The sequence below is a fragment of the Amycolatopsis marina genome, assembly GCF_900111885.1.
In the GTDB taxonomy this organism is placed as follows: Bacteria; Actinomycetota; Actinomycetes; order Mycobacteriales; family Pseudonocardiaceae; genus Amycolatopsis; species Amycolatopsis marina.
On the sequence record NZ_FOKG01000001.1, the window covers coordinates 1 to 23,259 of the forward strand.

At 69.0% G+C, this 23,259-nt stretch carries 24 protein-coding genes; 5 read left to right on the forward strand and 19 right to left on the reverse strand.

Annotated elements, in window-relative coordinates:
- The 7 genes from BM199_RS00005 to BM199_RS00035 form a co-directional block, all read right to left on the reverse strand.
- The coding region (locus tag BM199_RS00005; protein WP_425425476.1) for a WXG100 family type VII secretion target at positions 1-921 on the reverse strand (921 nt) is incomplete at its 3' end.
- On the reverse strand, positions 915-1,538 hold the full coding sequence (locus BM199_RS00010) for a YbaB/EbfC family nucleoid-associated protein (RefSeq protein ID WP_425425488.1): 624 nt from the start codon (positions 1,536-1,538) through the stop codon (positions 915-917). The genes BM199_RS00010 and BM199_RS00005, both read right to left, overlap by 7 nt.
- Before the next feature lie 2 nt (positions 1,539-1,540).
- Complete coding sequence (locus tag BM199_RS00015; RefSeq protein ID WP_091667632.1) at positions 1,541-1,849, reverse strand: type VII secretion target; 309 nt, start codon at positions 1,847-1,849, stop codon at positions 1,541-1,543.
- A gap of 52 nt (positions 1,850-1,901) precedes the next feature.
- Positions 1,902-3,782 carry a hypothetical protein gene (locus tag BM199_RS00020; protein ID WP_143101727.1) on the reverse strand — a complete coding sequence of 627 codons (1,881 nt, stop codon included), beginning with the start codon at positions 3,780-3,782 and terminating at the stop codon, positions 1,902-1,904.
- Between the two features lie 30 nt (positions 3,783-3,812).
- Positions 3,813-4,217, reverse strand: coding sequence for a hypothetical protein (locus BM199_RS00025; protein ID WP_091667638.1), 405 nt, complete (start codon positions 4,215-4,217; stop codon positions 3,813-3,815).
- Between the two features lie 38 nt (positions 4,218-4,255).
- Positions 4,256-5,095, reverse strand: coding sequence for an ESX secretion-associated protein EspG (locus BM199_RS00030; RefSeq protein ID WP_091667641.1), 840 nt, complete (start codon positions 5,093-5,095; stop codon positions 4,256-4,258).
- Positions 5,096-5,412: 317 nt separating this feature from the next.
- Entirely contained in the window at positions 5,413-6,039 is a 627-nt protein-coding gene (locus BM199_RS00035; RefSeq protein ID WP_091667644.1) for a TetR/AcrR family transcriptional regulator, read from the reverse strand.
- A 96-nt stretch (positions 6,040-6,135) separates the two neighbouring features.
- On the opposite strand from BM199_RS00035, the gene BM199_RS00040 reads away from it, so the two are divergent.
- Positions 6,136-7,026, forward strand: a complete 891-nt coding sequence (locus BM199_RS00040) for an SDR family NAD(P)-dependent oxidoreductase (RefSeq protein ID WP_218160268.1) — start codon at positions 6,136-6,138, stop codon at positions 7,024-7,026.
- Positions 7,027-7,033: 7 nt separating this feature from the next.
- The gene (locus tag BM199_RS00045) at positions 7,034-8,014 is read left to right on the forward strand and encodes a helix-turn-helix transcriptional regulator (RefSeq protein WP_091667650.1); all 981 of its coding nucleotides are present in this window, start codon (positions 7,034-7,036) and stop codon (positions 8,012-8,014) included.
- A 1-nt stretch (position 8,015) separates the two neighbouring features.
- Here the strand turns inward: BM199_RS00045 and BM199_RS00050 are convergent, their stop codons facing one another.
- Complete coding sequence (locus tag BM199_RS00050) at positions 8,016-8,933, reverse strand: SDR family oxidoreductase (RefSeq protein ID WP_091667653.1); 918 nt, start codon at positions 8,931-8,933, stop codon at positions 8,016-8,018.
- A 154-nt stretch (positions 8,934-9,087) separates the two neighbouring features.
- On the opposite strand from BM199_RS00050, the gene BM199_RS00055 reads away from it, so the two are divergent.
- On the forward strand, positions 9,088-9,642 hold the full coding sequence (locus BM199_RS00055) for a DedA family protein (protein WP_091667655.1): 555 nt from the start codon (positions 9,088-9,090) through the stop codon (positions 9,640-9,642).
- Positions 9,643-9,773: 131 nt separating this feature from the next.
- On the opposite strand, the gene BM199_RS00060 is transcribed toward BM199_RS00055, so the two are convergent.
- Positions 9,774-10,682, reverse strand: coding sequence for a LysR family transcriptional regulator (locus BM199_RS00060; protein WP_091667658.1), 909 nt, complete (start codon positions 10,680-10,682; stop codon positions 9,774-9,776).
- A 136-nt stretch (positions 10,683-10,818) separates the two neighbouring features.
- Here BM199_RS00060 and BM199_RS00065 point away from each other — a divergent pair, with 136 nt between their 5' ends.
- Positions 10,819-11,757: an EamA family transporter gene (locus tag BM199_RS00065; RefSeq protein WP_091667660.1), complete on the forward strand. Its 939-nt coding sequence runs from the start codon at positions 10,819-10,821 to the stop codon at positions 11,755-11,757.
- 5 nt (positions 11,758-11,762) lie between these two features.
- Here the strand turns inward: BM199_RS00065 and BM199_RS00070 are convergent, their stop codons facing one another.
- The 9 genes from BM199_RS00070 to BM199_RS00110 all read right to left on the reverse strand — a co-directional run bounded on the left by BM199_RS00070 (position 11,763) and on the right by BM199_RS00110 (position 20,149).
- Entirely contained in the window at positions 11,763-12,404 is a 642-nt protein-coding gene (locus tag BM199_RS00070) for an SDR family oxidoreductase (RefSeq protein ID WP_091667663.1), read from the reverse strand.
- 59 nt (positions 12,405-12,463) lie between these two features.
- A complete protein-coding gene (locus BM199_RS00075; RefSeq protein ID WP_091667665.1) occupies positions 12,464-13,573 on the reverse strand; it encodes an ABC transporter ATP-binding protein in 1,110 nt (369 codons plus the stop codon).
- On the reverse strand, positions 13,570-14,565 hold the full coding sequence (locus tag BM199_RS00080) for an ABC transporter ATP-binding protein (protein ID WP_091667668.1): 996 nt from the start codon (positions 14,563-14,565) through the stop codon (positions 13,570-13,572). The genes BM199_RS00075 and BM199_RS00080 overlap by 4 nt, the downstream gene beginning before the upstream one ends.
- A gap of 5 nt (positions 14,566-14,570) precedes the next feature.
- Entirely contained in the window at positions 14,571-15,497 is a 927-nt protein-coding gene (locus BM199_RS00085; RefSeq protein ID WP_091667669.1) for an ABC transporter permease, read from the reverse strand.
- Positions 15,494-16,498, reverse strand: a complete 1,005-nt coding sequence (locus BM199_RS00090; protein ID WP_091667672.1) for an ABC transporter permease — start codon at positions 16,496-16,498, stop codon at positions 15,494-15,496. The genes BM199_RS00085 and BM199_RS00090 overlap by 4 nt, the downstream gene beginning before the upstream one ends.
- A gap of 81 nt (positions 16,499-16,579) precedes the next feature.
- Complete coding sequence (locus BM199_RS00095) at positions 16,580-18,259, reverse strand: ABC transporter substrate-binding protein (protein ID WP_091667675.1); 1,680 nt, start codon at positions 18,257-18,259, stop codon at positions 16,580-16,582.
- 222 nt (positions 18,260-18,481) lie between these two features.
- Complete coding sequence (locus tag BM199_RS00100) at positions 18,482-19,042, reverse strand: uridine kinase family protein (RefSeq protein ID WP_091669465.1); 561 nt, start codon at positions 19,040-19,042, stop codon at positions 18,482-18,484.
- An 18-nt stretch (positions 19,043-19,060) separates the two neighbouring features.
- Positions 19,061-19,657, reverse strand: a complete 597-nt coding sequence (gene recR, locus BM199_RS00105; protein ID WP_091667677.1) for a recombination mediator RecR — start codon at positions 19,655-19,657, stop codon at positions 19,061-19,063.
- 114 nt (positions 19,658-19,771) lie between these two features.
- Positions 19,772-20,149: a YbaB/EbfC family nucleoid-associated protein gene (locus BM199_RS00110; protein WP_091667680.1), complete on the reverse strand. Its 378-nt coding sequence runs from the start codon at positions 20,147-20,149 to the stop codon at positions 19,772-19,774.
- A 64-nt stretch (positions 20,150-20,213) separates the two neighbouring features.
- Here BM199_RS00110 and BM199_RS00115 point away from each other — a divergent pair, with 64 nt between their 5' ends.
- Positions 20,214-21,044 carry an N-acetylmuramoyl-L-alanine amidase gene (locus BM199_RS00115; RefSeq protein WP_091667682.1) on the forward strand — a complete coding sequence of 277 codons (831 nt, stop codon included), beginning with the start codon at positions 20,214-20,216 and terminating at the stop codon, positions 21,042-21,044.
- Between the two features lie 92 nt (positions 21,045-21,136).
- Here BM199_RS00115 and BM199_RS00120 read toward each other — a convergent pair whose 3' ends face one another.
- Positions 21,137-23,215, reverse strand: coding sequence for a DNA polymerase III subunit gamma and tau (locus BM199_RS00120; RefSeq protein ID WP_091669468.1), 2,079 nt, complete (start codon positions 23,213-23,215; stop codon positions 21,137-21,139).
- Between the last annotated feature and the right edge of the window lie 44 nt (positions 23,216-23,259).

The window sequence follows — 23,259 nt, forward strand, 5'->3', positions numbered from 1 at the left end:
CGAGCCGGAGGGACCGGTGGAGGTGTCGATCTTCGGTGGTGGGGACACCGGGCCCGAGTCCGCCGAAGAGGGAGTCGTGCCTCCTCCTGGACCGCCGCCCTTCGGCACCTCGGTGATCTTCTGCCCGCCGGGGAGGTCCTCGGGTGTCGCGGGCGTGCCCGGCTTGCCGTCGCGGATCTTGCGCAGTGCCGCCCCGGCGTCGCTGAACAGATCGGTCGCCTTGCGCAGCAGAGGGCTCAGCGCCTGCAACGCCTGCACCAGACGCTTGGTCAGATCGGCGATCTGCGCTGCCGTCTTGGCGACCGCGGTCACCACCTGCGGCACCACCCAGAGCAGACCGATCCCCAGAGTGAACACCACCTGCAGGGCCCAGCTGATCAGGTGACCGACCAACTCGGCGATGATGTCGCGAACCAGGCTCCGCACCGCGGCCACGACCTCGCCCGCTGTCTTGATCCCACCCGAGGCACCGTCGGAGGCCTGCTGGGCGGCGGTGAGCAGAGCGACCGTGTCGGCGGAGCGGGCCCGGTACTGATCGCCGGACACGCCTTCCCACGTGACGGTGTCGTTGGCGACCATCCCGGTCAGGTCGCTGCCGATGCTGCCGAGTTCGGTGGCGATGTTCTTCCACGTCTCGGAATGCGCCGTGATCTCGTCCGGATCACCCGCCAACGCGTCCAGCGCCTCCTTGAGCGGACCGATGTGCTCCATCAACCAGCCCACACCCGCCGCCAGGATCGCGCCGAACGGATCCAGCACGGTCGCGAGCGCGTCCAGCGCGGTCCCGACAGCACCCAGCGCCACCGCCGCCCAGTCGCCACTGTTGATCGCCGCGTTCAAATCGTGCGCCGACTCCAGCAACGTCACCCCGGAATACGACTCGGTCGAACTCGTGGTCTCCGCGATCAAAGGATTCACCACGGGTTGTTGTCCTCCTCGTCGATATCGCCTGCGCCTCGGCCGCCGCCCGCCCCTGGCGGCGAGGACGGGCCGGATTCACCCTGACCGCCCGGGGCAGCAGCAGCGTCCGGGGCAGCAGCAGCGTCCGGGGCAGCAGCAGCGTCCGGGTTGTTTGGGGCCTGGCCCTGCTCGCCCTGCTGGTTCTGCTCGGGCGGGTCCGCATCCGGGTCCGCGTCCGGGTCGGCGTCCGGGTCGGGGAACCGGGAGCGCAGGCTGCCGAGCATCACGGCTCTGGTCTGCAGGTCCTCCTCGCCGAGCTGCTCAGCCATGACCTCGCCGACCCTGGTCGCGATGTCCGCCTGAGCACGCCGCATGGTGGCCAAGATCTGCGCGGACAGTTCCGGCAACGGAATACTCCTGGCCCTGTTCGCGAACTCGAGGTCGGTCACCGCGCCGTCCGCGCCCACCGTGACGCGCACCGCGCCGTCAGGACTGGCCGCGGTCAACCGGATCCGCTCGGTCTCCTGCTGCGCCACCTGGTACCGCTGCGCCTTCTCAGCGAACCCCCGCGCCCAGCTGTCGACACGGGCCATCGCCTCATCCGGATCACCACTGAGCGCGCCGAGGCCTCCTGGCATGCTCACAGGTCCGCTCCCGCCGCATGAAAGGGAGCAGCGTGCGTCTGATCGGCATCCTGGTAACCGGCCGCCGCGGCGCGCACGTTGTCGGCGGTGATGCCGACACCCTCCACCGCGGCATCCAGCGCGCCGGACGCCTCCTCCTCCATGGGATTGACGATCATCGGCATGAACGCACACAGCAGGCCGTAGGCCTGGTCGGACATCGACACCGTGCGCGCGGCGGACGCGGCCGTGTTCAACCTGTCGACCAGCCCGTCCAGATGGCTCGCATGAGCAACCAAGTCCTCGGGCACGACCTCGTAACGCACTGTTCCTCCTCGCATCGGGCGGGACTATCGGCAACGTCCGGCTGGCGTGCCGCTACTTCCAGTCCTTGTTCTTCCAGTCCCCGATCACCGGGGGCGCGACCACTTCGTCCGCGGCGAAGATGGCCGGGTCCTCCGGCTCCAGGTACTCCGCGACGCGGTACTCCTTGTCCTCTTCGGACTTTCCGCGCCCCGCACCGGCCCCCATGGGCATGCCACCGACTCCCCTGGCCGCACCGGCACCGGCACCCGCACCGGCGGCCGGGCCCGACCCGCCGCGACCACCGGACGGGTCACCGGTTCCGGACACGCTCCCAGTGCCCACGCCCTGTCCCGGTGTTCCGCCTGCTGATCCCAGCGCCGCACCTCCGGCGCCCGATCCACCACCGATTCCGCCCAGGCTCCTGCCTGCCGTGGCACCTCCGGGGATGCCGCCCATCGCCGCGGTCGAGGGCGAACCGCCGCCGCGGCGGGTGTCGCCGGGTGCCTGCGAATCCCGGTCGCCGCCCCGCGACGCGGTTCCGGGAAGCCCGCCCAGCCTGCTGGCAATGCTGTCCCCGTTGATGCCACCTGATCGGCCGATGCTCGGTCCGCGTCCCCGCCCGGTGTCCGATCCGGTCGGCACGCCCGGGCCACCGAACGCGGGAACCCCGGACGCCGTTGTGCCCTGTGGCTGGCCGGTGAACTGGGTGCCACGGTGGGAGAACTCCTGCCCCGCGGTCGTCGCGGCAGGCACACCGCCCGGCGAGCCGTGCGGTGTGAAACCGGCAGCGCGAGTGGAACTGTCGAACTCGGGCAACGGCCCAGGCGTGACCGGGGGCGTGGCACTGCCCCGCTCCCCGGTAGCCCCGGTCGCCTCGGCGAAGCGGAGGGAAGAATCCGGCACCACCGGGGCACCTGCTCCCGGTGTCGCCGAAGCAGCAAGGGAGCTTGTCCCCGGTGCCGCCGTTCCGACGGGGTTCGCGGTGGCGTCGGCCCGCTCCCCGAGCCGCAGTGCCTGGCCGCGCGCCGCGCTTTCAGCATCCATCGACGCCGGAGGGGCCTCGGTGCCGGGGCGCACCTCCCCGAACCGGGCACCGGCTGCCGCGCCTCCCCCAGCCGTCTGGGTGGCCGACATCGCGAATGCCAACGTCGGCGGCGCCGCGAACACGGGCATCGTCGCCGCGGAACCGACGGTCTCGTCGAACTGGTTCATGATCCGGGCGGCCTGCTCGCGGGCGGACTGCTGCACCTGGAATGTTTGCATGTCCTGCTGCGCCTGGAGCGCGAACTGCACGGGATCACTGATGGTCTGCAGCCGGGCGTTGGCCTCCTGCGCCGAGAACGGCACCGGCGGGTTCGCGGTCATCCGCTTCTGCGTCTCGTTGAGAGCCTGGGAGTGGATCTGCTGCTGGCGACCGGCCAGCGTGGCGCCGGACGCGGTAGCGCCGAGCCATCGGCCCACCTCGGTGAGGTGCGTCCTGGCCGCGTCTCCACCCTCGCCCTCCCAGTTGCCCATGCTGTCGTTGATCGAGGCGGCGAGGGCGCGCTGGTGTTCGGTCAGCTCGTTGCCGAGCCGCACCCACTCCTCGGAGGACTCGGCGATGACCGCGGAGTCGGCGTCCCGGCTGATGGCCTCGACCATCTGCTCGTGCGCGGCGTTGTCCCACACGGTTCGCGGCGGCCCGCCGTCCGCCCGCAGCTCGAGCCCCTCGTCGAGGCCATCGCGCGCCTCGTCGATGCGTTGGGCATACCGCTGCTGAATCACCTCGTCCCTGATCAGCGGCAGAATCAGCTTGGCGAGCCAGTGCTCGGCGTCGGCGATTTCCGCGTCCACCTCCGCGGTGACTTCGGCTCGGATCTCGTCGCCCGACTTCGCCTCGTTGCTCATCGGGCCGAGATAGTACGGGGACGACGGGTCCGTCGTGACGTCGTAACTGTCATCCGATACGGCCACGGCCATAGCTCCTCAGCATCGGGTGGTTGGTCAGACCTGCGGATCGAGCCGGGCGACGGAGGCACGGACCTCGTCGTCACGCTCGTAGTAGTTGCGCTTGGCCAGCCTGATGGCTTCCACATAACGTGGCAGCTCGGCGCGCGCCTGGCGCAACCGCGTGAGCAGCCCGCGTTCGTCGGCAGCGGTGGCCACCGTGCGACCCGCCATCCACTGCGCGGTGGCTGTGGCGCTCAGTGGCGGCAGTTCCTGCAACTTCTGCAGCGCCTGCCACCGCGACTCCAGACTATCCACTATGGACTCCAGTGACTCGATCATCCGGTCGCCGGTGGTCTCGTCGACGGCGAAGTCGCCGCTGCGGGCGAGAGCTGTCAGCTCCCTGCCACTCAGCTGCTCCATGGTCGGGACTTCCGCCTGTATGGACGGTTGTTCGCTCATCGCGACCCCCTCAGTTCGGTACCGGACATCGAATGCGGTCAGTAGGCGACGGAGAGCAGGTCCTGGACGGCGTCAGCGAGTTCGGCCGTGCCGGCGGGCACATACTCGGCCGTGACGGTCCCGCTCTCATCGGTCGAGGTCCGCACGAGGTAACGACCCTGCTCGGTGTCCAGCCACGTCAGTGGCGGAATCGGGCCCCGACCGCCACCCCCGCTGGTGACCACGATGTACCCGGATCCCATCCGCCCTCCGGCGAGAACACCGGTCAACTCGTCGATGTCATCCCGCCGGGCCCGCTGCCGTACCGGGCTGACCGCCTGAACCACACCGCGCAGTTCGATGTTGCCGAAGGCGTCCGTCTCGTCCTCGTCGTGTTCCGCCTCGGCCCTGCGCCGAGCGACCATGGCCGACACCGACGGATCCGGGCGATGTTCGACGGTGAGTGCGGGCCCCTGGGCGCCCCTGAGCAACGGGGGGACACCGGTGAGCACCTCGACCAGCTCGTCGTCGGAGAACAGGGCGAAGGTCATCTCGTCCGCACCTGCCGATTGGGTGATTCCCAGCGCCTGCCTGCCGTCGGTGAGTGTGAGTACGGTGATATCAGCTCCGCGACCATCGGTACCCGTGATCGCCACGGCCACCCGATGACTGCCGAAAAGTTCGACAGCGGCACGCACCGACGAATGCAGCGCACCCGAGCTTGACAGCCTGCGTCGTTCCAGATCCTGGTGGACGCGTTTCGCGAGTCGCACAAGACGCACCGGATCGGTCGTGGTGCCGCGGACACGAAGCGGGAACTGCCGCACGTTCACGCCGAGCGCCTGTCCGATGATGCTCAACTCGACGCTGCCCAGCGTGAACTCGAACCGATCAGCCATGCCGCCCGCTGCCACCCTTCCGGCGACTCCATCGCGCTCGTTTGCGCTACAACAGTCTTTCGGCGTACTGCATTCGTACGAGGAACTTGCCGACAACGGGCGCAAGGTTCTGTGCTGTTCGAGGGTGAAGAGCACCGATATTCGCGAACGGATAGCCCGGGATTTGGACCCTACCACGGAATCTGTGCCCGATGATCTCTTCCTCCCCGCGAGGGTTTGCTACATCTGACGACGATCGAGATATTGGACTGGACCAGGACAAATTTCCTCAGAAGACGCTCATATGAGCGGAATGGGGAGCTGGTGCGAAATACCGTTCACCCTGATTCACCTTGGCGCGCCCTCTGGTTCACCTTGTGGACACCGAGGGTCGTGCCGAGGATCTGGTCGGCGAAGGCGTGGGTCAGGGGTTGGGTGCGGAGCATCCAGCGGTAGAAGATCGGGCCGTACAGGGCGTCGGGGAGTGTGTCGATGTCGGTGTCCCGGTCGAGCTGACCAGCCCGGACGGCGCTGCGCAAGCGGTCCTTGGTCAACTCCAGTTGCGGGCGCAGGATGTGCTCGACCACCTTCTCCGCCAGTTCGTCGTCGTGCATCGACTCCACCATGATCGTGCGCTGCGCCGCCGAGCGCCGCTCGTCGCGGAGTTCGTCCACGATCGCGTGTAGCACCAGCCGCAGGTCCGCCTCCAGGTCCCCGGTGTCGGGCAGCCCGCCGGAGTCCGCGGCCTGCTCGCCCGCGTGCAGCGCCGCGTCGAACACCACCGCGCTCTTCGACGGCCACCACCGGTAGATGGTCTGTTTGCCCACCCCTGCCTTCGCCGCGATCCCCTCGATCGTCATCGCCAGAAAACCCTCGTCCAGCAGGAGGTCGTAGGCTGCCTCCAGGATCGCCACCCTGGCCCGCTCACTGCGCCGGGCCGTCGAAGGGGCTCGTCGTTCGGTCATCTGACTCTTCCTCTCGCGAGACGCGGCGTCTTGACAGTAATCTAGCTCATGCGAGACGATACGTCTCGTTCTACCTCGCGATCGAAAGGCTTACCAGTGACCGCAACCGAAACCCGACTCTGGCTCGTCACCGGCGCAAGCCGTGGTCTCGGCCGGGCCTTCACCGAAGCGGCGCTGCGCAACGGGGACCACGTCGTGGCCACCGTCCGCCGGGCCGACGCGCTCACCGATCTCGCATACGAGTGGGGTGACCGGCTGATCCGTCGCGAACTCGACGTCACCGACCGGGCGGCCGTGACCGAGGTCGTCGATGACATCGCCGACACCGTCGGCACACCGGACGTCGTCGTCAACAACGCGGGCTACGGACTCGTCGGCGCGACCGAGGAGATCTCCGAGACCGAGGCCCGCGCCCAGTTCGACACCAACTTCTTCGGCGCGCTCTGGGTGACCCAGGCGGCACTGCCACATATGCGAGCTGCGGGGCAGGGCCGAATCGTGCAGGTCTCCAGTGTCGGCGCGGTCGGCGCGATGCCGTTCTTCGGTCTGTACAACGCGACCAAATGGGCACTCGAGGGCTTCAGCGCGGCCCTCGCCCAGGAGGTCGCTCCACACGGGATCGGCGTACACATCCTCGAACTCGGCGGATTCGCCACCGACTGGTTCGGCCGGAGCATGCGGTTCGCGGACGAGAACGGCGCGTACAACGAACTCCGCGGAGGCATCTTCGGTGCTGCGCGCTACCCGGACCTGAGTGACGCGAGCCCGGCGGAGCAGGGCGAGGACGCGACCGACGCACCGCCGTCCGTGGCGGCCGAGAGCCTGCTCGAACTGCTGGACCTCGAGGACCCGCCCCTGCGCTGGGTCGCCGGGCCAGCTGCGAAGGACATGGTGCGGATGGCTCTGGAGGACAGGCGGGACGACTACGAGAAGGATCCGGAATTCACCTGGCCCTCGGGCAGCCGCGCCCACGACACACCGGCATGATCGATGGATGCGCGCTGAACGTCTGGTAGCCCTGCTCTTCACCCTGCAGCGCAAGCGCAGCGCCACGGCGGCCGAACTGGCCGGGGAACTCGGCGTCTCTGAGCGCACGATGCACCGTGACATCGCCGCCCTGCAGAGCGCAGGCGTTCCGCTGTGGACCGAGCCGGGGCGGCACGGCGGCGTTCGCCTCGTCGAGGGCTGGCGCAGCAGGCTGGACGGACTGACGTCGAGGGAGGCCGTGGCGATCTTCGCGATGGGCGTTCCTCGTGCGCTCACCGAACTCGGCCTCGGCACGGCGGTCTCGGCCGCCCACGCCAAGGTGACCGCCACCCTGCCCGGCCCATTGCGGGAACAGGCACAGGAGGTGGCGCAGCGCTTCCACCTCGACGCGCCCGGGTGGTTCCGTCGCGAGGACACCGGCGGCGACACCGGTGCCCTCGCGACCGTCGCCGGGGCGGTGTGGTCCCAGCACCGCCTGCACCTCACCTACCGCAGGGGTGACCTGTCCGTCGAGCGCTCGGTGGAACCGCTCGGCCTCGTGCTGAAGGCCGGTGTCTGGTACTTGGTGGCCAGAGTCCCGGAAGCGGACACCATTCGCACGTACCGGGTCGCGCGGATCAGCGCCGCGACCGAAACGGCCGAACACTTCGACCGTCCGGCGGGCTTCGACCTCGCGGGGTGGTGGCAGCGGTCCTCGGCGCAGTTCGAGCAGACACTGTTCCACGAGCGGGTGCGACTGAGACTGAGCCCGGCAGGCAGGCGCATCCTGAACGGCTTGGTCGAAGCCGAAGTCGCGTTGGCCGCACTGGAGAGTTCGACACCACCGGACGCGGACGGCTGGACCGAAGTGGACCTTCGCATGGAACGGCACGACATCGCGCTGTCCCAGCTACTCGGCTTCGGCGCCGAGGTGGAGATTCTCGAACCCGCCGAGTTGCGGGCCGCCTTCGCCGAGACGGCGAGAACAATGGCGGCCCGCAACAGCTAGCTCAGCGGTAGCCGGTGGGATCCGCCGGCTTGCCCACATCGGCGACCTCCACCATGTAGCGCCAGCCCACCGGCCTGCTGCCGTCCACATCGGTGAACCCGTACTCCAGTGCCATCTGCTCGCTGGACAGGGTCTGGCCGGTGAACCGCGCCGCCTTCGGGTCGGCGGCGAGCGCGCTGACGGCACGGCCGACGTACGTCGGCGACTCCGAGATGCAGAAGTGCGGCATCTTTTCCAGCGCGTCCCGCCAGTTCTCCTCGGTGACGCCGAACTCGTCCAGCATCGCTTCCGACCGCAACCAGCCGGGAGTCATGGCCACGGCGGTGCAGTCATGCGGGGCCAGGTCGTCAGCCAGCCCGAGCGCGAGGTGGTGGGCCGCGGCCTTCGCGACATAGAAGGGCAACGACGTGCCCTTGCGGTACCTGGCGTTGTACTCGGCGGTGCCGTCGGTCATCTCCACCACCAGTCCGCCCGGCCTGCGGATCAGCAGCGGGAGCAGGAAATGGTTGGTGATGATGTGCGCGTCGATGCCGAGCCGGATCATCCGCAGTGCTCCATCGAGCGACTGCTCCCACACGGGCTTGCCCCAGTCGAGGTAGCCGTCCCCGCCCCACAGGCCGTCGACCAGGATGTCGAGCCTGCCCTGTTCGCTGTCGACACGCTCGGCCAGTGCCCGCACCTGCTCAGGGTCCAGGTGGTCCACCCTGATCGCGATCGCCTCGCCGCCCGCTTCCCTGACCAGGTCGGCGGTGTCCTCGATGGTCTCCGGACGGTTCACCTCGGATCGCTGCTCTCGGGTGGTGCGACCGGTGACGTACACCGTCGCGCCCGCCCTGCCGAGTTCGGTCGCGATCGCTCGGCTCGCACCGCGCGTGCCACCGGCCACCAGCGCGACCTTGCCCTGAAGCTGCCCGCTCATCGTGCTCCTGTCTGTCTTGCGTGAACCCTGACATGAACACGATCGCGGCGAACATGGTCAGTTCCTGTCATGGTTTCCGGCACAGAACTGAGGGATCTCTCAGCGGGGGAAGGCGCCCCGGATACTTTTCCGGGAGTCCGGCGTTGTTTCTGTTGTGGACGTCTACACGGCCGGGATGCTGGCCCTGTTCGTGATCGCGCTGGTGCCGTTGCTGCCCACCGAGGTGGCACTGATCGGCATGGGCGTGGCCGCCGCACAGCAGGAGTGGTCGTTGATTCCGGTCGTGCTGGTGGCCGCCGTCGGCTGCCTGCTCAGCGACCAGTTCCTCTACGCGCTCGCCCGGCGCGGCGGCCCGCCCGTGCTGGACCGGCTGGGCAACCGGCGCGGGGTGCGCACCGGACTGGACTGGCTGACGCGGCAGTCCGAGTCCCACGCCCGTCCGATGCTGATCGTCGCGCGCTGGCTGCCCTCCGGCGGCACGGTCGGCGCGCTGCTGGCCGGTTCGCTGCGCTGGCCGCCGAGGACGTTCCTCACCGCGTCCGCCATCGGCGTCACCCTGTGGTCGGGCTACACGGCGCTGCTCGGCTACCTCGGCGGCCAGCTGATCCAGGAGCCGGGCCTGAGCCTGCTCCTCTCCCTCGGCGTCGCGCTCCTCCTCGGTACCGGCGCCAGCCTCGCGCTGCGGACGCGGATCAGCACGCCCGTGTGACTCGCACTTTCCCGGGAAAGTGCGGTAGTTGCGCACGCACGTATCGCACTTTCCCGGGAAAGTGCGAGTCGAGAAACTCCCGCCCCTGGTCGCGGGCTTGCCCCCTCACACTTTCCCGGGAAAGTGCGAGTTCAGCTTGGGGTGACTTCGCTCGCCTCGGCGCCCAGCGCGTCGAGTACCGCGGCCACCGCGGGCCGCGCGGAGGCACCCACCCGCAGCACTGCCTCGACGAGCCGCGCGGCGCGGATTCCGGCCAGTGGCCTGCGGAGCAGACGCCGCTGACCGGCCGTGTCCATCGTGTAGCGGGGCAGCAGCGCGATGCCGTGCCCGTCGGCGACCAGCGCCTCGATGATCCGGAAGTCGTTGATGCGGTGCACCACCTGTGCTCGGACACCGGTGCGGGTGGCCAGCGAGCGCAGCACGTCGTCCACGGGGAAACCGACATCCACCCCGATCCAGCGCTCCCCGGCCAGGTCCGCGAGGTCGACCCGGTCCCGGTCACCGAGCGGATGCCCCGGCGGCAGCGCGACGTCCAGCGGCTCCCGGAGCAACCGCACGACCTCCAGCCGCTCCGAGTCGAACGGCTCCGCGTGCTCATCTCTGTGCGTGACCACGACGTCGAAGTCGGCGACCAGTCCTGGCACCTCGGGCGGGGTCATGTCGACGTCGCGCACCTCGACGTCGAGCCGGTCGTGCTCCGCGACCCGCCGCAGCAGACCCGGCAACAGCATCAGCCCGGCGGACGGGAACACCGCGACCCGCACCCGCCCGCGCGGCACGCTCCGGTAGGTGTCGAGTTCGGACTCCGCACGCTGCAGAGCGGCGAGGACGTCGTCGGCCCTGGCGACCAACGCCCTCCCGGCATCGGTGAGCCGGAGGCCGCGGCCCGCGGGCTCGGTGAGCGGCAGGCCGACCTCGGCCTGTAGCGCACGCAGCTGCTGCGACACGGCCGACGGCGTGCAGTGCAGGGCACGTGCGGTGGCGATCACACTCCCGCGATCGGCGAACTCCCGCAGCGTGCGCAACCTGCCGATATCCACGGAAGACAGTGTATGTGAAGCACTACTGAATAATGGATGCAAATAATCTCGCTGGTCCTTTACGGTTCTCTCGGCGACTCTGAGGCCATGCCCTCCCGTCGCCCGGCCACCACCCCACAAGGAGTGCTGCGCACCGATGCTGGTTCGTGATCGCCTGCTTGCCGTGTTCGTCGCGGTGCTCTGGGGCTGCAACTTCCTCGCCATCCACGCCACCATCGAGCACTTCCCGCCGCTGTTCGCCGGGTCGCTGCGGTTCCTGGTCATCGCGATCCCCACCGTGCTGCTGGTGCCCTGGCCGAAGGTCAAGGTGCGCTGGCTGATCGGGTACGGGCTCGGCTTCGGGACCCTGCAGTTCGCGTTCCTGTTCGTCGGGATGGACATCGGCATGCCCACCGGCCTGGCTTCCCTGGTGCTGCAGGCTTCGGCTCCGTTCACCGTGCTGCTCGGCGCGGTGCTCCTGCGCGAGAAGGTGTCCCCAAGGCAGTTCGCCGGGATCACCCTCGCCGTCGGCGGGATGGCGGCGATCGCCTGGCACCGGGCCGAGTTCGCGGCACTGCTGCCGGTGGTGCTGACGCTGCTCGGCGCGCTGAGCTGGGCAGCGGGCAACCTCTGCGCGCGGCAGGCGCAGCCGCGGAACCCGCTGCACCTCACGCTGTGGATGTCGGTGGTGCCCCCGCTGCCGATGTTCGCGCTGTCGCTGGTGTTCGAAGGCCCGGGCGAACAGTGGGCGTCACTGTCGACCCTTGGCAGTTCCGGCGGGCTGACCGCGCTCGGCGGGCTCGCCTACATCGTGCTGTTCGGCACGATCGTGGGCTCCGGTATCTGGACCACGCTCATGCGGCGTAACCCGGCAGGCGTGGTGGCACCGTTCTCGCTGCTCGTCCCGGTGGTGGGAATGTCACTCGCGTTCCTGCTGCTCGACGAGCGGCCCGCCGTACTGGAGATCGTGGCCGGCGTCGTCGTGGTGACCGGCGTGCTGCTCGGCTCCCTGCGACGGCGCGCCGACACTCTCCCCGGAAAGAGCGACCCCGACGCGGAGCCCGAGCGGCGCATCGACGGGAAAGTGCCGGTGTGAGCGGCTCAGTCGAGGGAGGAGAGGGCCGCCGCTATCGGGACCTCCCCGCTGTGCACGTCGAACCCCCGGCTCTCGGTCAGTGGCTCCTCCAGGCTGGCCACGACGACCGCGGCGACATCCGCCCTGGACACGCGACCCGCTTCCAGGTGACCGGCGATCTTGACGCGGCCGGTGGGTGGGTCGTCGGTCAACGTTCCGGGACGGACCACGGTCCAGCTCAGGCTCGACCTGCGCAGGATACTGTCCGAGATCTGCTTCGCCAGCAGGATCGAGCGCACCAGCCGGTCACCCTGGTCCGGTGAGTCGGCGAACTGCGCGGACAGCTGCACGTAGCGCTGGACCCCGGCCTTCTCGGCCGCATGGATGGCAGCGATGGCGCCGTCGCGGTCCACCAGGTTGACCGAGGCGGGGTCGGGATCACCGGCACCGGCCGTGTTGATCACGACCTGACTGCCCTCGAACGCCTGCACCAGTTCCTCCGGATCGGCGGCGACATCGGCGACGACCGGCCGCGCACCGAACCGCGCCACCTCCTCGCCCCGCTGCCTGCTGCGCACCCCGGCGCGCACCGCGTAGTCCCTGGCACACAACAGGCGGACGATGTGGGTTCCGGTACGGCCGCTCGATCCGAGCACGGTGACCTGCATCCCCCGATCCTGCCCCGATTTCCGCCGTCGCGCAGCGGAAAACGGGGCAGAAACCCGCTTCAGTGCCCGAGTGTCTCGGTCATCGAGGCGGGACCGATCAGTGGTACGTCCGGCGCGGCACCGGAGTCGACATCGATCGCCTCCGGGCTGACGGCGTGCGGCTTTACCCGGCCAAGCTGGATCTCCTCGGCCCAGTGGCAGGCAACCCGATGGCCCGGACGGAGCTCGCGCAGCGGCGGCCGCTCCGTGTCGCACCGGGTCTCCTGCCGCCACGGGCAGCGGGTGTGGAACCGGCAGCCACTCGGCGGGGCGGCGGGCGAGGGCAGGTCACCGGTGAGCAGGATCTGCTCCCGCTCATCCTCCACGACCGGGTCCGGCACCGGAATCGCCGAGAGCAGCGCCTTCGAGTACGGGTGCAGCGGCTCGGCGTACAGGTCGTCCGAATCGGCCTCCTCGACGATCGAGCCGAGGTACATCACGCCGATCCGGTCGGAGATGTGCCGGACCACCGCGAGGTCGTGGGCGATCACCAGATAGGTGAGGTGCAGCTTTTCCTGCAACTCCTCCAGGAGGTTGATCACCTGCGCCTGCACGGAGACGTCCAGGGCGGAAACCGGCTCGTCGGCGACGATCAGATCCGGCTCCACCGCCAATGCCCGCGCGATCCCGATGCGCTGGCGCTGGCCACCGGAGAACTCGTGCGGGTACTTGCGCAGCGAACTCTCCGGCAACCCGACCGCGGAGAGCAGTTCCCGCAGCCGAGCCGACGTCTGCTCCTTGCTCTTGTCCAGGCCGTGCGCCCGCATGCCCTCGATCAGAATGGACTCCACGGACTGCCGCGGGTCCAAACTGGACAGCGGATCCTGGAAGATCATCTGCATCCGCCGGCGCAACTTCCGCAGCGGCTCGCCATTGAGCGTTGCCACGTCGGTGCCGTCGAAGTCCACCCGGCCGCTGGTCGGTTCCACCAGCCGGAGCAGTCCGCGGCCGAAGGTCGTCTTGCCGCAACCGGACTCCCCGACCAGCCCGTAGGTCTCGCCACGCCGGATCGTCAGACTCACACCGTCCACTGCGTACACGTGCCCGACCGTGCGGTCGAAAACGATGCCGCGCTTGATCGGGAAGTGCACCTTGAGGTCGTCGACCTCGACCAGAATCTCGTCACTCATCGTTTTCCCTCCCCTGCGGCGACCGCCGGCTCGACCGGATTGTGGCACCGCAACAGGTGCTGCCCTTCCGGTTCGAGCGCAGGAGAGACCTCGCGGCACACGTCGAGCGCGTTGGGGCACCTCGGCGCGAACGCGCACCCGTGATCCCACGGGATGTTGTCCGCGACCGATCCCTTGATGGGGTTCAGCTTGTCCCCCCTCGGCGCGTCCAGTCGCGGGATCGACTGCAACAGGCCATGGGTGTACGGATGCCGCGGCGCCGCGAAGAGCTCGTGGCGCTCGGCTCGTTCCACGATCCGGCCCCCGTAGAGCACGTTCACCTCGTCGCACAGCCCGGCGACCACACCGAGGTCGTGCGTGATCATGATCAGCGCGGTTCCGGTGTCCCGGACCAGATCCGAGAGCACGGCAAGGATCTGCGCCTGGATGGTCACGTCCAGCGCGGTGGTCGGCTCGTCCGCGATCAGCAGCCGGGGACGGCACGCCAACGCGATGGCGATCAGCGCGCGCTGGCGCATTCCGCCGGAGAGCTGGTGCGGGTACTCGTCGAGCCTGCGTTTCGGGTCCGGAATACCGACCCGCTGCAACAGCTCGGTCGCCTCGTCCCTGGCCTGTTTGCGGGACATGTCCCGGTGGCGTTCGAGCACCTCCGCCACCTGCAGGCCGATCGGGATGACCGGGTTCAGCGAGGAAAGCGGGTCCTGGAACACCATGCCGAGATCGCGCCCCCTGCGGTTGCGCATCTCCCTGTCGGAGAGGCGAAGCAGGTCCGTGCCCTCGAACTCCACGGAGCCGGTCACGCTGTTGCCGCGCTCGGCGAGCAGTCGCATGATCGCCAGTGAAGTCACCGACTTGCCGCAGCCGGACTCACCGACCAGACCGACGGTCTGGCCCGGTTCCACCGAGAAGCTCACCTTGTCCACCGCCGTGAACGGGCGCTGGCCCTTGCGCTGGAAGGTGACGGTCAGATCTTGGACGTCGAGCAGAGCCATCTGGGTCACCGCCTGTTCTTCGGATCGAGGGACTCGCGCAGTGACTCACCGAGCAGGGTGAAACCCAGTGCCACGATGATGATCGCGATCGCCGGGTAGAACGCCAACTCCGGCTTCACCGACAGGTACCGCTGCGCGTTGCCCAGCATCAGGCCCCACTCGGCACGGCGGATGTCGGGGTCACCCAACCCCAGGAACGACAGCGCCGCCGCGTCGATGATCGCCGTCGCCAGTGTCAGCGTCGCCTGCACGATCACCGGGCCGACCGAGTTCGGCAGCATGTGCCGGAACACGATCGTCTTGCGCTTCACGCCCAGCGCGGTCGCGGCGAGCACGTGGTCGCTGTGGCGTTGCGCGAGCATCGCGCCACGCAACAGCCTGGCGAAGATCGGCACGCCGACCATGCCGACCGCGATGATCACCGTCCACTGGCTGCCCTGCGCGAACATCGCGGCGATGGACACGGCCAGCAGCAGCGAGGGGATCGACAGCATGATGTCGGTCAGGCGCATCAGCGCCGTGTCGACCCAGCCGCCGAGTGCCCCGGCCAGCCCACCGATGATCATGCCGAGCGTCAGGCCGAACAATGTGGCCGTGACACCCACGATCAACGTCTGCTGCGCACCGACCAGCAGGCGGGAGAAGAAGTCGAACCCGTTCTGGTCACTGCCGAGCACGAATCCGGGCATGGGTCCGGGAATCGAGTCCGGGTACAGGTTCTCCTGCAGCACGTCGTAGGGAACGGATGGATCCTTCGGCGCGATCCACGGCGCGATCGCCGCCAGCAGGACGAACAGCGCGACGATGGTCGCACCGAGAATGGCGACCGGGTTGCGGATCAGCCGCTTGACGGCGTCGGCCGCGAGGCTCGTGCCACCCTGGGCGAGATCATCGATCCGCTCGGCCTTGCGTGTTGCGAGTTTCCCGATCATCGCACCCTCACCCTCGGATCGATGATGGCGTAGGAGACGTCCACCAGCAGGTTCACCAGGACGTACACCGTTGCGGCCAGCAGGATCAGCGCCTGTAGCCGTGGATAGTCACGCCGTTCGATCCCCTCCGCGAGGAGGAAACCGAGTCCTCGCCAGGCGAACACCTTCTCGGTCAGCACCGCACCCGCCAGCAGCAGGCCGGTCTGCAGGCCGATGGTGGTGGACACCGGCAGCAGCGCGTTGCGCAGGACGTGCCTGCGCCGCACCAGTTGCGCGGTGAGCCCCTTGGCGTTGGCCGTGCGGACGAAATCCTCCTGCACGACGTCGAGCACCGATGCCCTGGTGATCCGCACGATCACGGCGAACGGGATGCTCGCCAGTGCGATCGAGGGCAGGATCAGGTGCTCGATCGCGTCCACCGTCGCATCGAACTCACCGGTGAGCAGACCGTCCAATGTGGCGAAACCGGTGACGTTGGTGGCATTGATCAGCACGTCCTGCCGCCCGGACGGCGGCAGGATCGCGAGCTTCTCCGCGAAGAAGTACTTCAGCACGAACCCGAGCACGAAGACCGGGACCGCGACCCCGACCAGCGTGCTGACAACGGTGAGATTGTCGAGCCACCTGCCGTGGTAGCGCGCCGCGATGTATCCCATCGGGATACCGATCACGACGGCGAGGAACAGCGCGGTGAGCGCGAGTTCCAGCGTCGCGGGGAACGCGGCGGCGATCTCTTCGAGCACGGGACGCCCGGACACCAGCGAGTTGCCGAAGTCACCGGAGAGCACGCGGCCGAGGAACTTGAAGTACTGCACGTATATGGGCTGGTCGAGGCCGAGTACGGCGTTCAGTGCCGCGATCCGTTCGGGAGTCGCCTTGTCACCGAGCAGCGCGCCCGCGGGCCCGCCCGGCAGCGACCGCAGCCAGGCGAAGACCAGAATGGACAGAACTATCAGCGTCGGAATTGCTTGTAGCAGCCGACGGACGATGAATCGAAGCATAAAGTTTCCTCACCCGGCCACACCGGTGGCAGTGCGCTGAACTGGTCAGCGCACTGCCACCGGTGAGTCATACCAGGTTTGTCAGCCCTTGGTGACCGTGTGGAATCGTTCGTCGGTCAGCGGGCTGGGGACGAGCCCCTGAACGCCTTCCTTGACCGCAATCGCGGGCGGGGAGGACGTCAGCGGAACCGCGGGGACGAACTTCGAGATCTTCACCGCGGCTTCCTCGTAGGCCGCCTTCTTGGCCTCGGGGTCGGTGACCTTCGCGTCGGCCTCGCTCAGAGCCGTGAAGATCTCCGGGTTGTCGAAGCCGAACTCGGCCTTCTCCCGGCCGAAGAACGTACCGATGAAGTTGCCCGGGTCACCGTAGTCACCGGTCCAGCCGAGCAGGTGGATGTCGTGCTTGCCGAGCTTCTGCACGTCGTCCTTGTAGCCACCGTTCCACGGCCGCGGGACGAGCTGGACCTTGATGCCTGCCGCCTTCAGGTCGTCGGAGACAGCGCCACCGATCTCCTGCGGGTTCGGCATGTACGGCCGGGTGACCTCGGTCGGGATGTAGAACTTCAGCGTGAGGTTCTCGGCACCGGCCTCGGCCAGCAACTGCTTGGCCTTGTCCGGGTCGTACTCGTGCTTCTCCACCGCGTCGGTGTAACCGTTCAGGTCCTTCGGGACGAACTGGTCGCGGGCGGTCGCACCCTCGGGCAGTTTGTTCTGCGCGAGCTGCTTCTTGTTGATCGCGTGCTCGATCGCCTTGCGGACGCGGACGTCCTTCAGCTTCGGGTTCCCCTCCTGGTTGATGCCCAGGTAGAGGATGTTGTTCACCGGGCGCACGAGCACCTGGGCACCCGAGTCACGCAGGCTCTGGTAGTCGGCCGGGTTCGGCAGGTCGTACCCGTCGATCGTGCCCGCGGCGAGCTCCTGCTTACGCGCGTTCTCGTCCGGGATGATCCGGAAGATCAACTTGGCGGTCTTGGCCTTCTCGCCCCAGTACTCCTCGTTGCGGACCAGGGTGATCGTGCCCTGCGACGGGTCGTAGCTCTCGAACTTGTACGCGCCGGTCCCGGTGGGGTGCTCGTTGGCGTACGCGGGATAGCTGAACGAGTCACCGCTCTGGGTGACCTCGTCGGCGTTGTACTGCTCCAGCGCTTCGGGGCTGGACATCGAGAACGCCGCCAGCCCGAACGCGTCCGGGAAGGCGCCCTTCGGCTCGTTGAGGTTCAGCACCGCGGTGGTCTCGTCGGTGGCCTCGCACGACTTGTACAGCGGGTCGCCGGTCGCGTCGCCCTCGTTCTTGGCGAAGCCGCCGAAGACGTCGCCGTAGTAGATCATCTGGCTCTGGGCGGCGGCACCGCTCATGTTGTGCCAGCGATCGAAGTTGAAGCAGACGGCCTCGGCGTTGAACGGGGTGCCGTCGTGGAACTTCACCCCCTCGCGCAGGGTGAAGGTCCAGCTCGTGCCGTCCTCGTTCGGCACCCACTTGGTGGCCAGACCTGGGACGACCTCGGCGGAGCCCGGCTTGTAGCTCACCAGCGTGTCGTACATCTGCCGGATGACGCGGAAGGTCTCTCCGTCGTCGTTGAAGATCGGGTCGAAGTTCTTCGGATTGCCCGCGGCACCGAAGACCAGCGTGTCGCCACCGGAGCCGTCGCCACCCGAGCCATCGCGCTCGGATTCGGCACAGGCGGACATCGAGACCGCGAGCGCGCCCGCAAGCCCGATCAGGGCGATGCGGCGCGTTCGAGCCACCCGCTTTTGGAGCATGTTGGCACCCCTTGAGACATGTGTCAGTTCGGACCGCGACCCCGCTCACGAAGCACGCGGCTATGTGGTGTGGTCGCAGACACTAGCCGTTATCGACCGCTCACTTAAGCACGCCAGGTTACGATCGCGCTACGCGCACCCGACCCTGAACTCGTACGGTCGGGAAATAACTACCGAACGTGTAGCGATACGTAGGCCGCTACTACTTTCGGCCGGGGCCCATTACTCCATTCGAAGGAACAGCGGCGGCCAGCCATCGTCCACCTCGAACCAGCCTTTTTCGAAGGCCTGCCACTCCTCGAAGTGTCGTCTTGCTGACTCTCCGTCACGCCGAACGGCTCGCTCCAGCCGCTCTGCCGGACCGGGCAGGGTGAGCCGGCACAAACAGGAGAGGTGTGCGCGGACGGACGCGCGGCCTGCGGACATCCCCTCCAGTACGAGCACGTCGGGCACGTCGACGGCGACCCACTCGGCGAGCACCGGGACACCGTCCGGCCAGCGGGTGCGGCGGTACCGGCCAGGACGTCCCTCGGCGAGTTCGTGCAGCACACCTTCGGCGAGTCGGGGCCACCAGCTCACCGGGTCGTCCCAGGTGGCGAAGTCGTCGGTGGAAACGAGACCGACCGTGCGGCCTGCCCGCTCCAGCTCGGCGCGGACGGCTTGGGCCAGCGTCGACTTGCCGGAGCCGGACGGGCCGTCGACGGCGAGCAGGCGGACGTCGCCCAGCCGGGGTGGCTCGGCGAGCACGGCACGGACCACCGCGGTGGCGTCCGGATCGAGCAGATCCACCACCGCGGGCCGTCAGAGCGTGCGGCGGCCGGAGAGCGCCCGGCCGAGGGTGAGCTCGTCGGCGAACTCGAGGTCGCCGCCCATCGGCAACCCGGAGGCCAGCCTGGTGACCGTGAGTCCTGGGAAGTCCCGCAGCATCCGCACCAGGTAGGTCGCGGTGGCCTCGCCCTCGGTGTTCGGGTCGGTCGCGATGATCACCTCGGTGACCTCCTCCGCGCCGATCCTGGCCAGCAGTTGCCGCATGCGCAGCTGGTCCGGCCCGATGCCGGAAAGTGGGTCGAGCGAGCCACCGAGCACGTGATAACGCCCGCGGAACTCACGGGTGCGCTCCACCGCGAGGACGTCCTTGGGCTCCTCGACGACACAGATGAGGCCGGGGTCGCGACGGAGGTCCCGGCAGATCCGGCACTGGACCTGCTCGGAGACGTTGCCGCAGATCTCGCAGAACTGCACGCCCTCCTTGACCTTGCCGAGAATCTCCTGCAGCCGGGAGATGTCCGCCGGTTCGGTCGCCAACAGGTGGAAGGCGATGCGCTGGGCACTCTTCGGACCGACGCCGGGCAGACGCCCGAGTTCGTCGATGAGGTCCTGGACTACTCCTTCGTACAAGTCAGTGCCTGTCCAGTTCTACTGCTCGACGCCTTGCCGCCTCGGTATCGGCACCGCGTCAGCCGAGTTTCACTAATCACCACGACCTCGTAATCCACCGTTCCCAGACGCCGCTCAGTGGCCGGGCAGACCGAGGCTGCCGCCGAGACCGCCGAGATCCGGCATTCCGCCACCGCCGCCGAGGCCGCCCGCGAGCGGTCCCAGCTTCTCCTCGGTGAGCTTCTGCGCGCTCGCCATCCCGTCCCGAACCGCGGCCACGACGAGATCCGCCAGGGTCTCGGTGTCCTCGGGGTCGACGACCTTGGGGTCGATCGTGAGGTCCTTCAGCTCCATGCCGCCGGACACGGTCGCGGTCACGAGCCCGCCGCCCGCCGTGCCGGTCACCTCGGTCTCGGCGAGTTCCTGCTGCGCCGTGACCAGCTGCTCCTGCATCTTCTGGGCCTGCTGCAGGATCTGCTGCATGTCGGGCATTCCGCCGCCGGGTTGCACCATGATGTCGGCTTCCGATCGTTGACTCGCCAGTACCGCCTACAAGACTAGTCGTACCGTGTCCGGCATGTGGGGTCGCGGCGTACTGGTGGCGGTGCTCGGCTCGGTCCTGCTCGCGGCCTGCGGAGCGGAGTCGGCCGGTACCGCGCCGACGCCCGCCCCCACCAGCACCGAGTCGTCCGGCGAGAGCGCACGCCCGACGACCATGTCCCCGACCACGACTACGACCACGTCCGTCCGGAAGCCACCAGCGTCCGTGGTCGTGCTGGATCCAGGGCACAACGGCGGCAACGCGGTCGCGCCCGGCGAGATCAACCGGAAGGTTCCCGCGGGCCGGGACAGGACGAAGGCCTGCAACACCACCGGAACTTCCACCGACGAGGGGTTCGGCGAGCACGCCTTCAACTTCGACGTCGCGCAGCGGGTGGGTGACATTCTCACCGCGCGAGGTGTGCGAGTGATCTTCACCCGGGACAACGACACGGGAGTCGGCCCGTGTGTCGACGAGCGGGCCCGGATCGGCAACGACAACGCCGCCGACGCGGTCGTCTCCATCCACGCCGACGGTGCCACCGCGCCCGGCGCGCGGGGCTTTCACATCGCCTACTCGGCGCCGCCACTGAACCAGGCGCAGGAGCGGCCGACGCGCACGCTGGCGCGCGACCTGCGGGACGGCTTGCGCGCGGCGGGGTTCCCGCTGTCGAACTACGTCGGCGAGGACGGGTTCTCCCCGCGCGACGACCTCGGCGGGATGAACCTGTCGACCCGGCCGTCGGTGCTGGTCGAGTGCGGGAACATGCGCGACACGGGCGAGGCCGCGGCGATGTCCACACCGGACGGACGGCAGCGCTACGCCGCCGCGATCGCCGAGGGAATCACGACCTACCTGGTCGGCTAGTGCCGAGATTCAGGCGCGGTTGGCTGCGGTTGACAACGTAAATGATCTTGCTTGGGGGTACTTGCAGGCGCTCCAAGGGAGTGCGGGAGGGCTCATTCCAGGGGGCGGGCACCGAGGTGCTCGGAGAGGAGTTTGTGGGCCTTCTCGTCCGGGTCGTCGGGGGACGTGGCGCCGGTGTCGGGAGCGTGGATGACATCGGCGGGGGCGGGGCCCGCGTCGTCGATCACGTCGTCCTCGTCCTCGGGCTCCGGCGGGAGCGGGATGTCCGGCTCCGACTGTGCCGGTGCGGGCCGGGCCGGCTGCTCCGGTGCGGCCGACGCGGACGGCCTGGCGTAGGACCGCTGTGCCTGCTGCTGCTGTTGCTGCTGCCGGGGCGTCTCCTGCTGCGTGGACTCCCCCGGCTGGGCGGGCCGCTGCGGCTGCTGGGTTCCTCGCGCGGGCGCGGCCTGCCGGGACCGCGCACCCGACGCCGGACTCGCGCCGCCGTGCACGCACTGCACGTGCCAGCTTCCGCCGAGCACGTCGTGCAGCGCCGTCGCGATCTTCTCGGAGTTGTGCTGTTCGGCCAGCCTGCGGGCGAGCGGGGCCGCACTGTGGGTCAGCACCACCGTCGACCCGTCGACGCTCTGCACGGTCGCCTGGGTGAGCATGGCCTCGGTGCTGCGCCCGCCGGGGATCTTGCGGATGGCGGCGAGCAGTTCCGGCCACACGCGCCGCACGGCGGCGGCATCCAGGCTGCCCGAGTCACCGGCGCCGGGCTCAGCCAGAGCTTCCGGCTGTGCCTGGCTCGGCTCGGGAGCGGCAGCAGGGGGCGCGGGCTCCTGCGGGGCGGGCTGCCGGGACGGCGGCTCCTGGGAAACGGGCGGCGCCTGCGCTTCGGCAGCCTGACCTGCCGGTCGCTGCGACGGTCGCGAGAACCGCGCGTCCGGAGCGGGAGCCGGCGCCTGGGGCGCAGCGGGGCTCGACGCTGCGGGGCTCGGCGCCGCGGCCTGTGGAGCGGTTCCCGCCGCCGCGGTAGCCCGGCGTTCCAGGCGTTCGAGCCGCTGCAGCAGTGCTTCCTCGCTGTCGGCAGCCGACGGCAACAGCATGCGGGCGCAGAGCAGTTCCAGCAGCAGCCGGGGCGCGGTCGCCCCGCGCATCTCCAGCAGACCGTTGTGCACGATCTCCGCGTACCGCGACAGGGTGGCGGGCCCGATGCGCTCGGCCTGCGCGGCCATCCGGTTGAGTTCGTCCTCCGGCGCGGCGACCATGCCGAGACGGGCCGCGTCGGGCACGGCACGCAACAGCACGAGGTCGCGCAGCCGGTCGAGCAGGTCGGCGGCGAAGCGGCGCGGATCGTGTCCCGCCTCGGTCAGCTTCTCCACGGTGCCGAAGACGGCGTTGGCGTCGTCGGCGGACAGGCCGTCGACCATGTCGTCGATCAGGGCGACGTCGGTGACGCCGAGCAGGGAGACCGCGCGGTCGTAGGTGACGCCTTCGGGCCCCGCGCCCGCCAGCAACTGGTCGAGCACCGACTGTGTGTCTCGCGCCGAGCCGCCACCCGCCCGGACGACAAGCGGGAACACGGCGGGCTCGACCGGGATGCCCTCGGCCGCGACGTTGCGTTCCAGCAGTTCCCGCATGGAACTCGGCGGGATCAGCCGGAACGGGTAGTGGTGGGTCCGTGAGCGGATGGTGGTGAGCACCTTGTCCGGCTCGGTGGTGGCGAAGATGAAGATCAGGTGTTCCGGCGGCTCTTCCACGATCTTGAGCAGGGCGTTGAAGCCCTGCGTGGTGACCATGTGCGCCTCGTCGATGATGAACACGCGGTAGCGCGACTCGGCAGGCGCGTAGAAGGCGCGGTCGCGCAGTTCGCGGGCGTCGTCCACGCCGCCGTGACTGGCGGCGTCCAGTTCGGTGACGTCCACACTGCCGGGCCCCTCCGGGGCGAGCGCGACGCAGGAGTTGCACACACCGCAGGGATCGGGCGTCGGACCTTCGACACAGTTCAGCGACCGCGCCATGATGCGGGCGCTGGACGTCTTGCCACACCCGCGCGGCCCGGAGAACAGGTACGCGTGGTTGATCCGCCCGGACGCCAGCGCGGTGCGCAAAGGCTCGGTGACGTGCTCCTGGCCCACGACCTCGGCGAAGGTAGCCGGACGGTACTTGCGGTACAGCGCTAATGCCACGCCGCGAGAGTACCGGCCGCCCACGACACCGCCGGACTACCCCG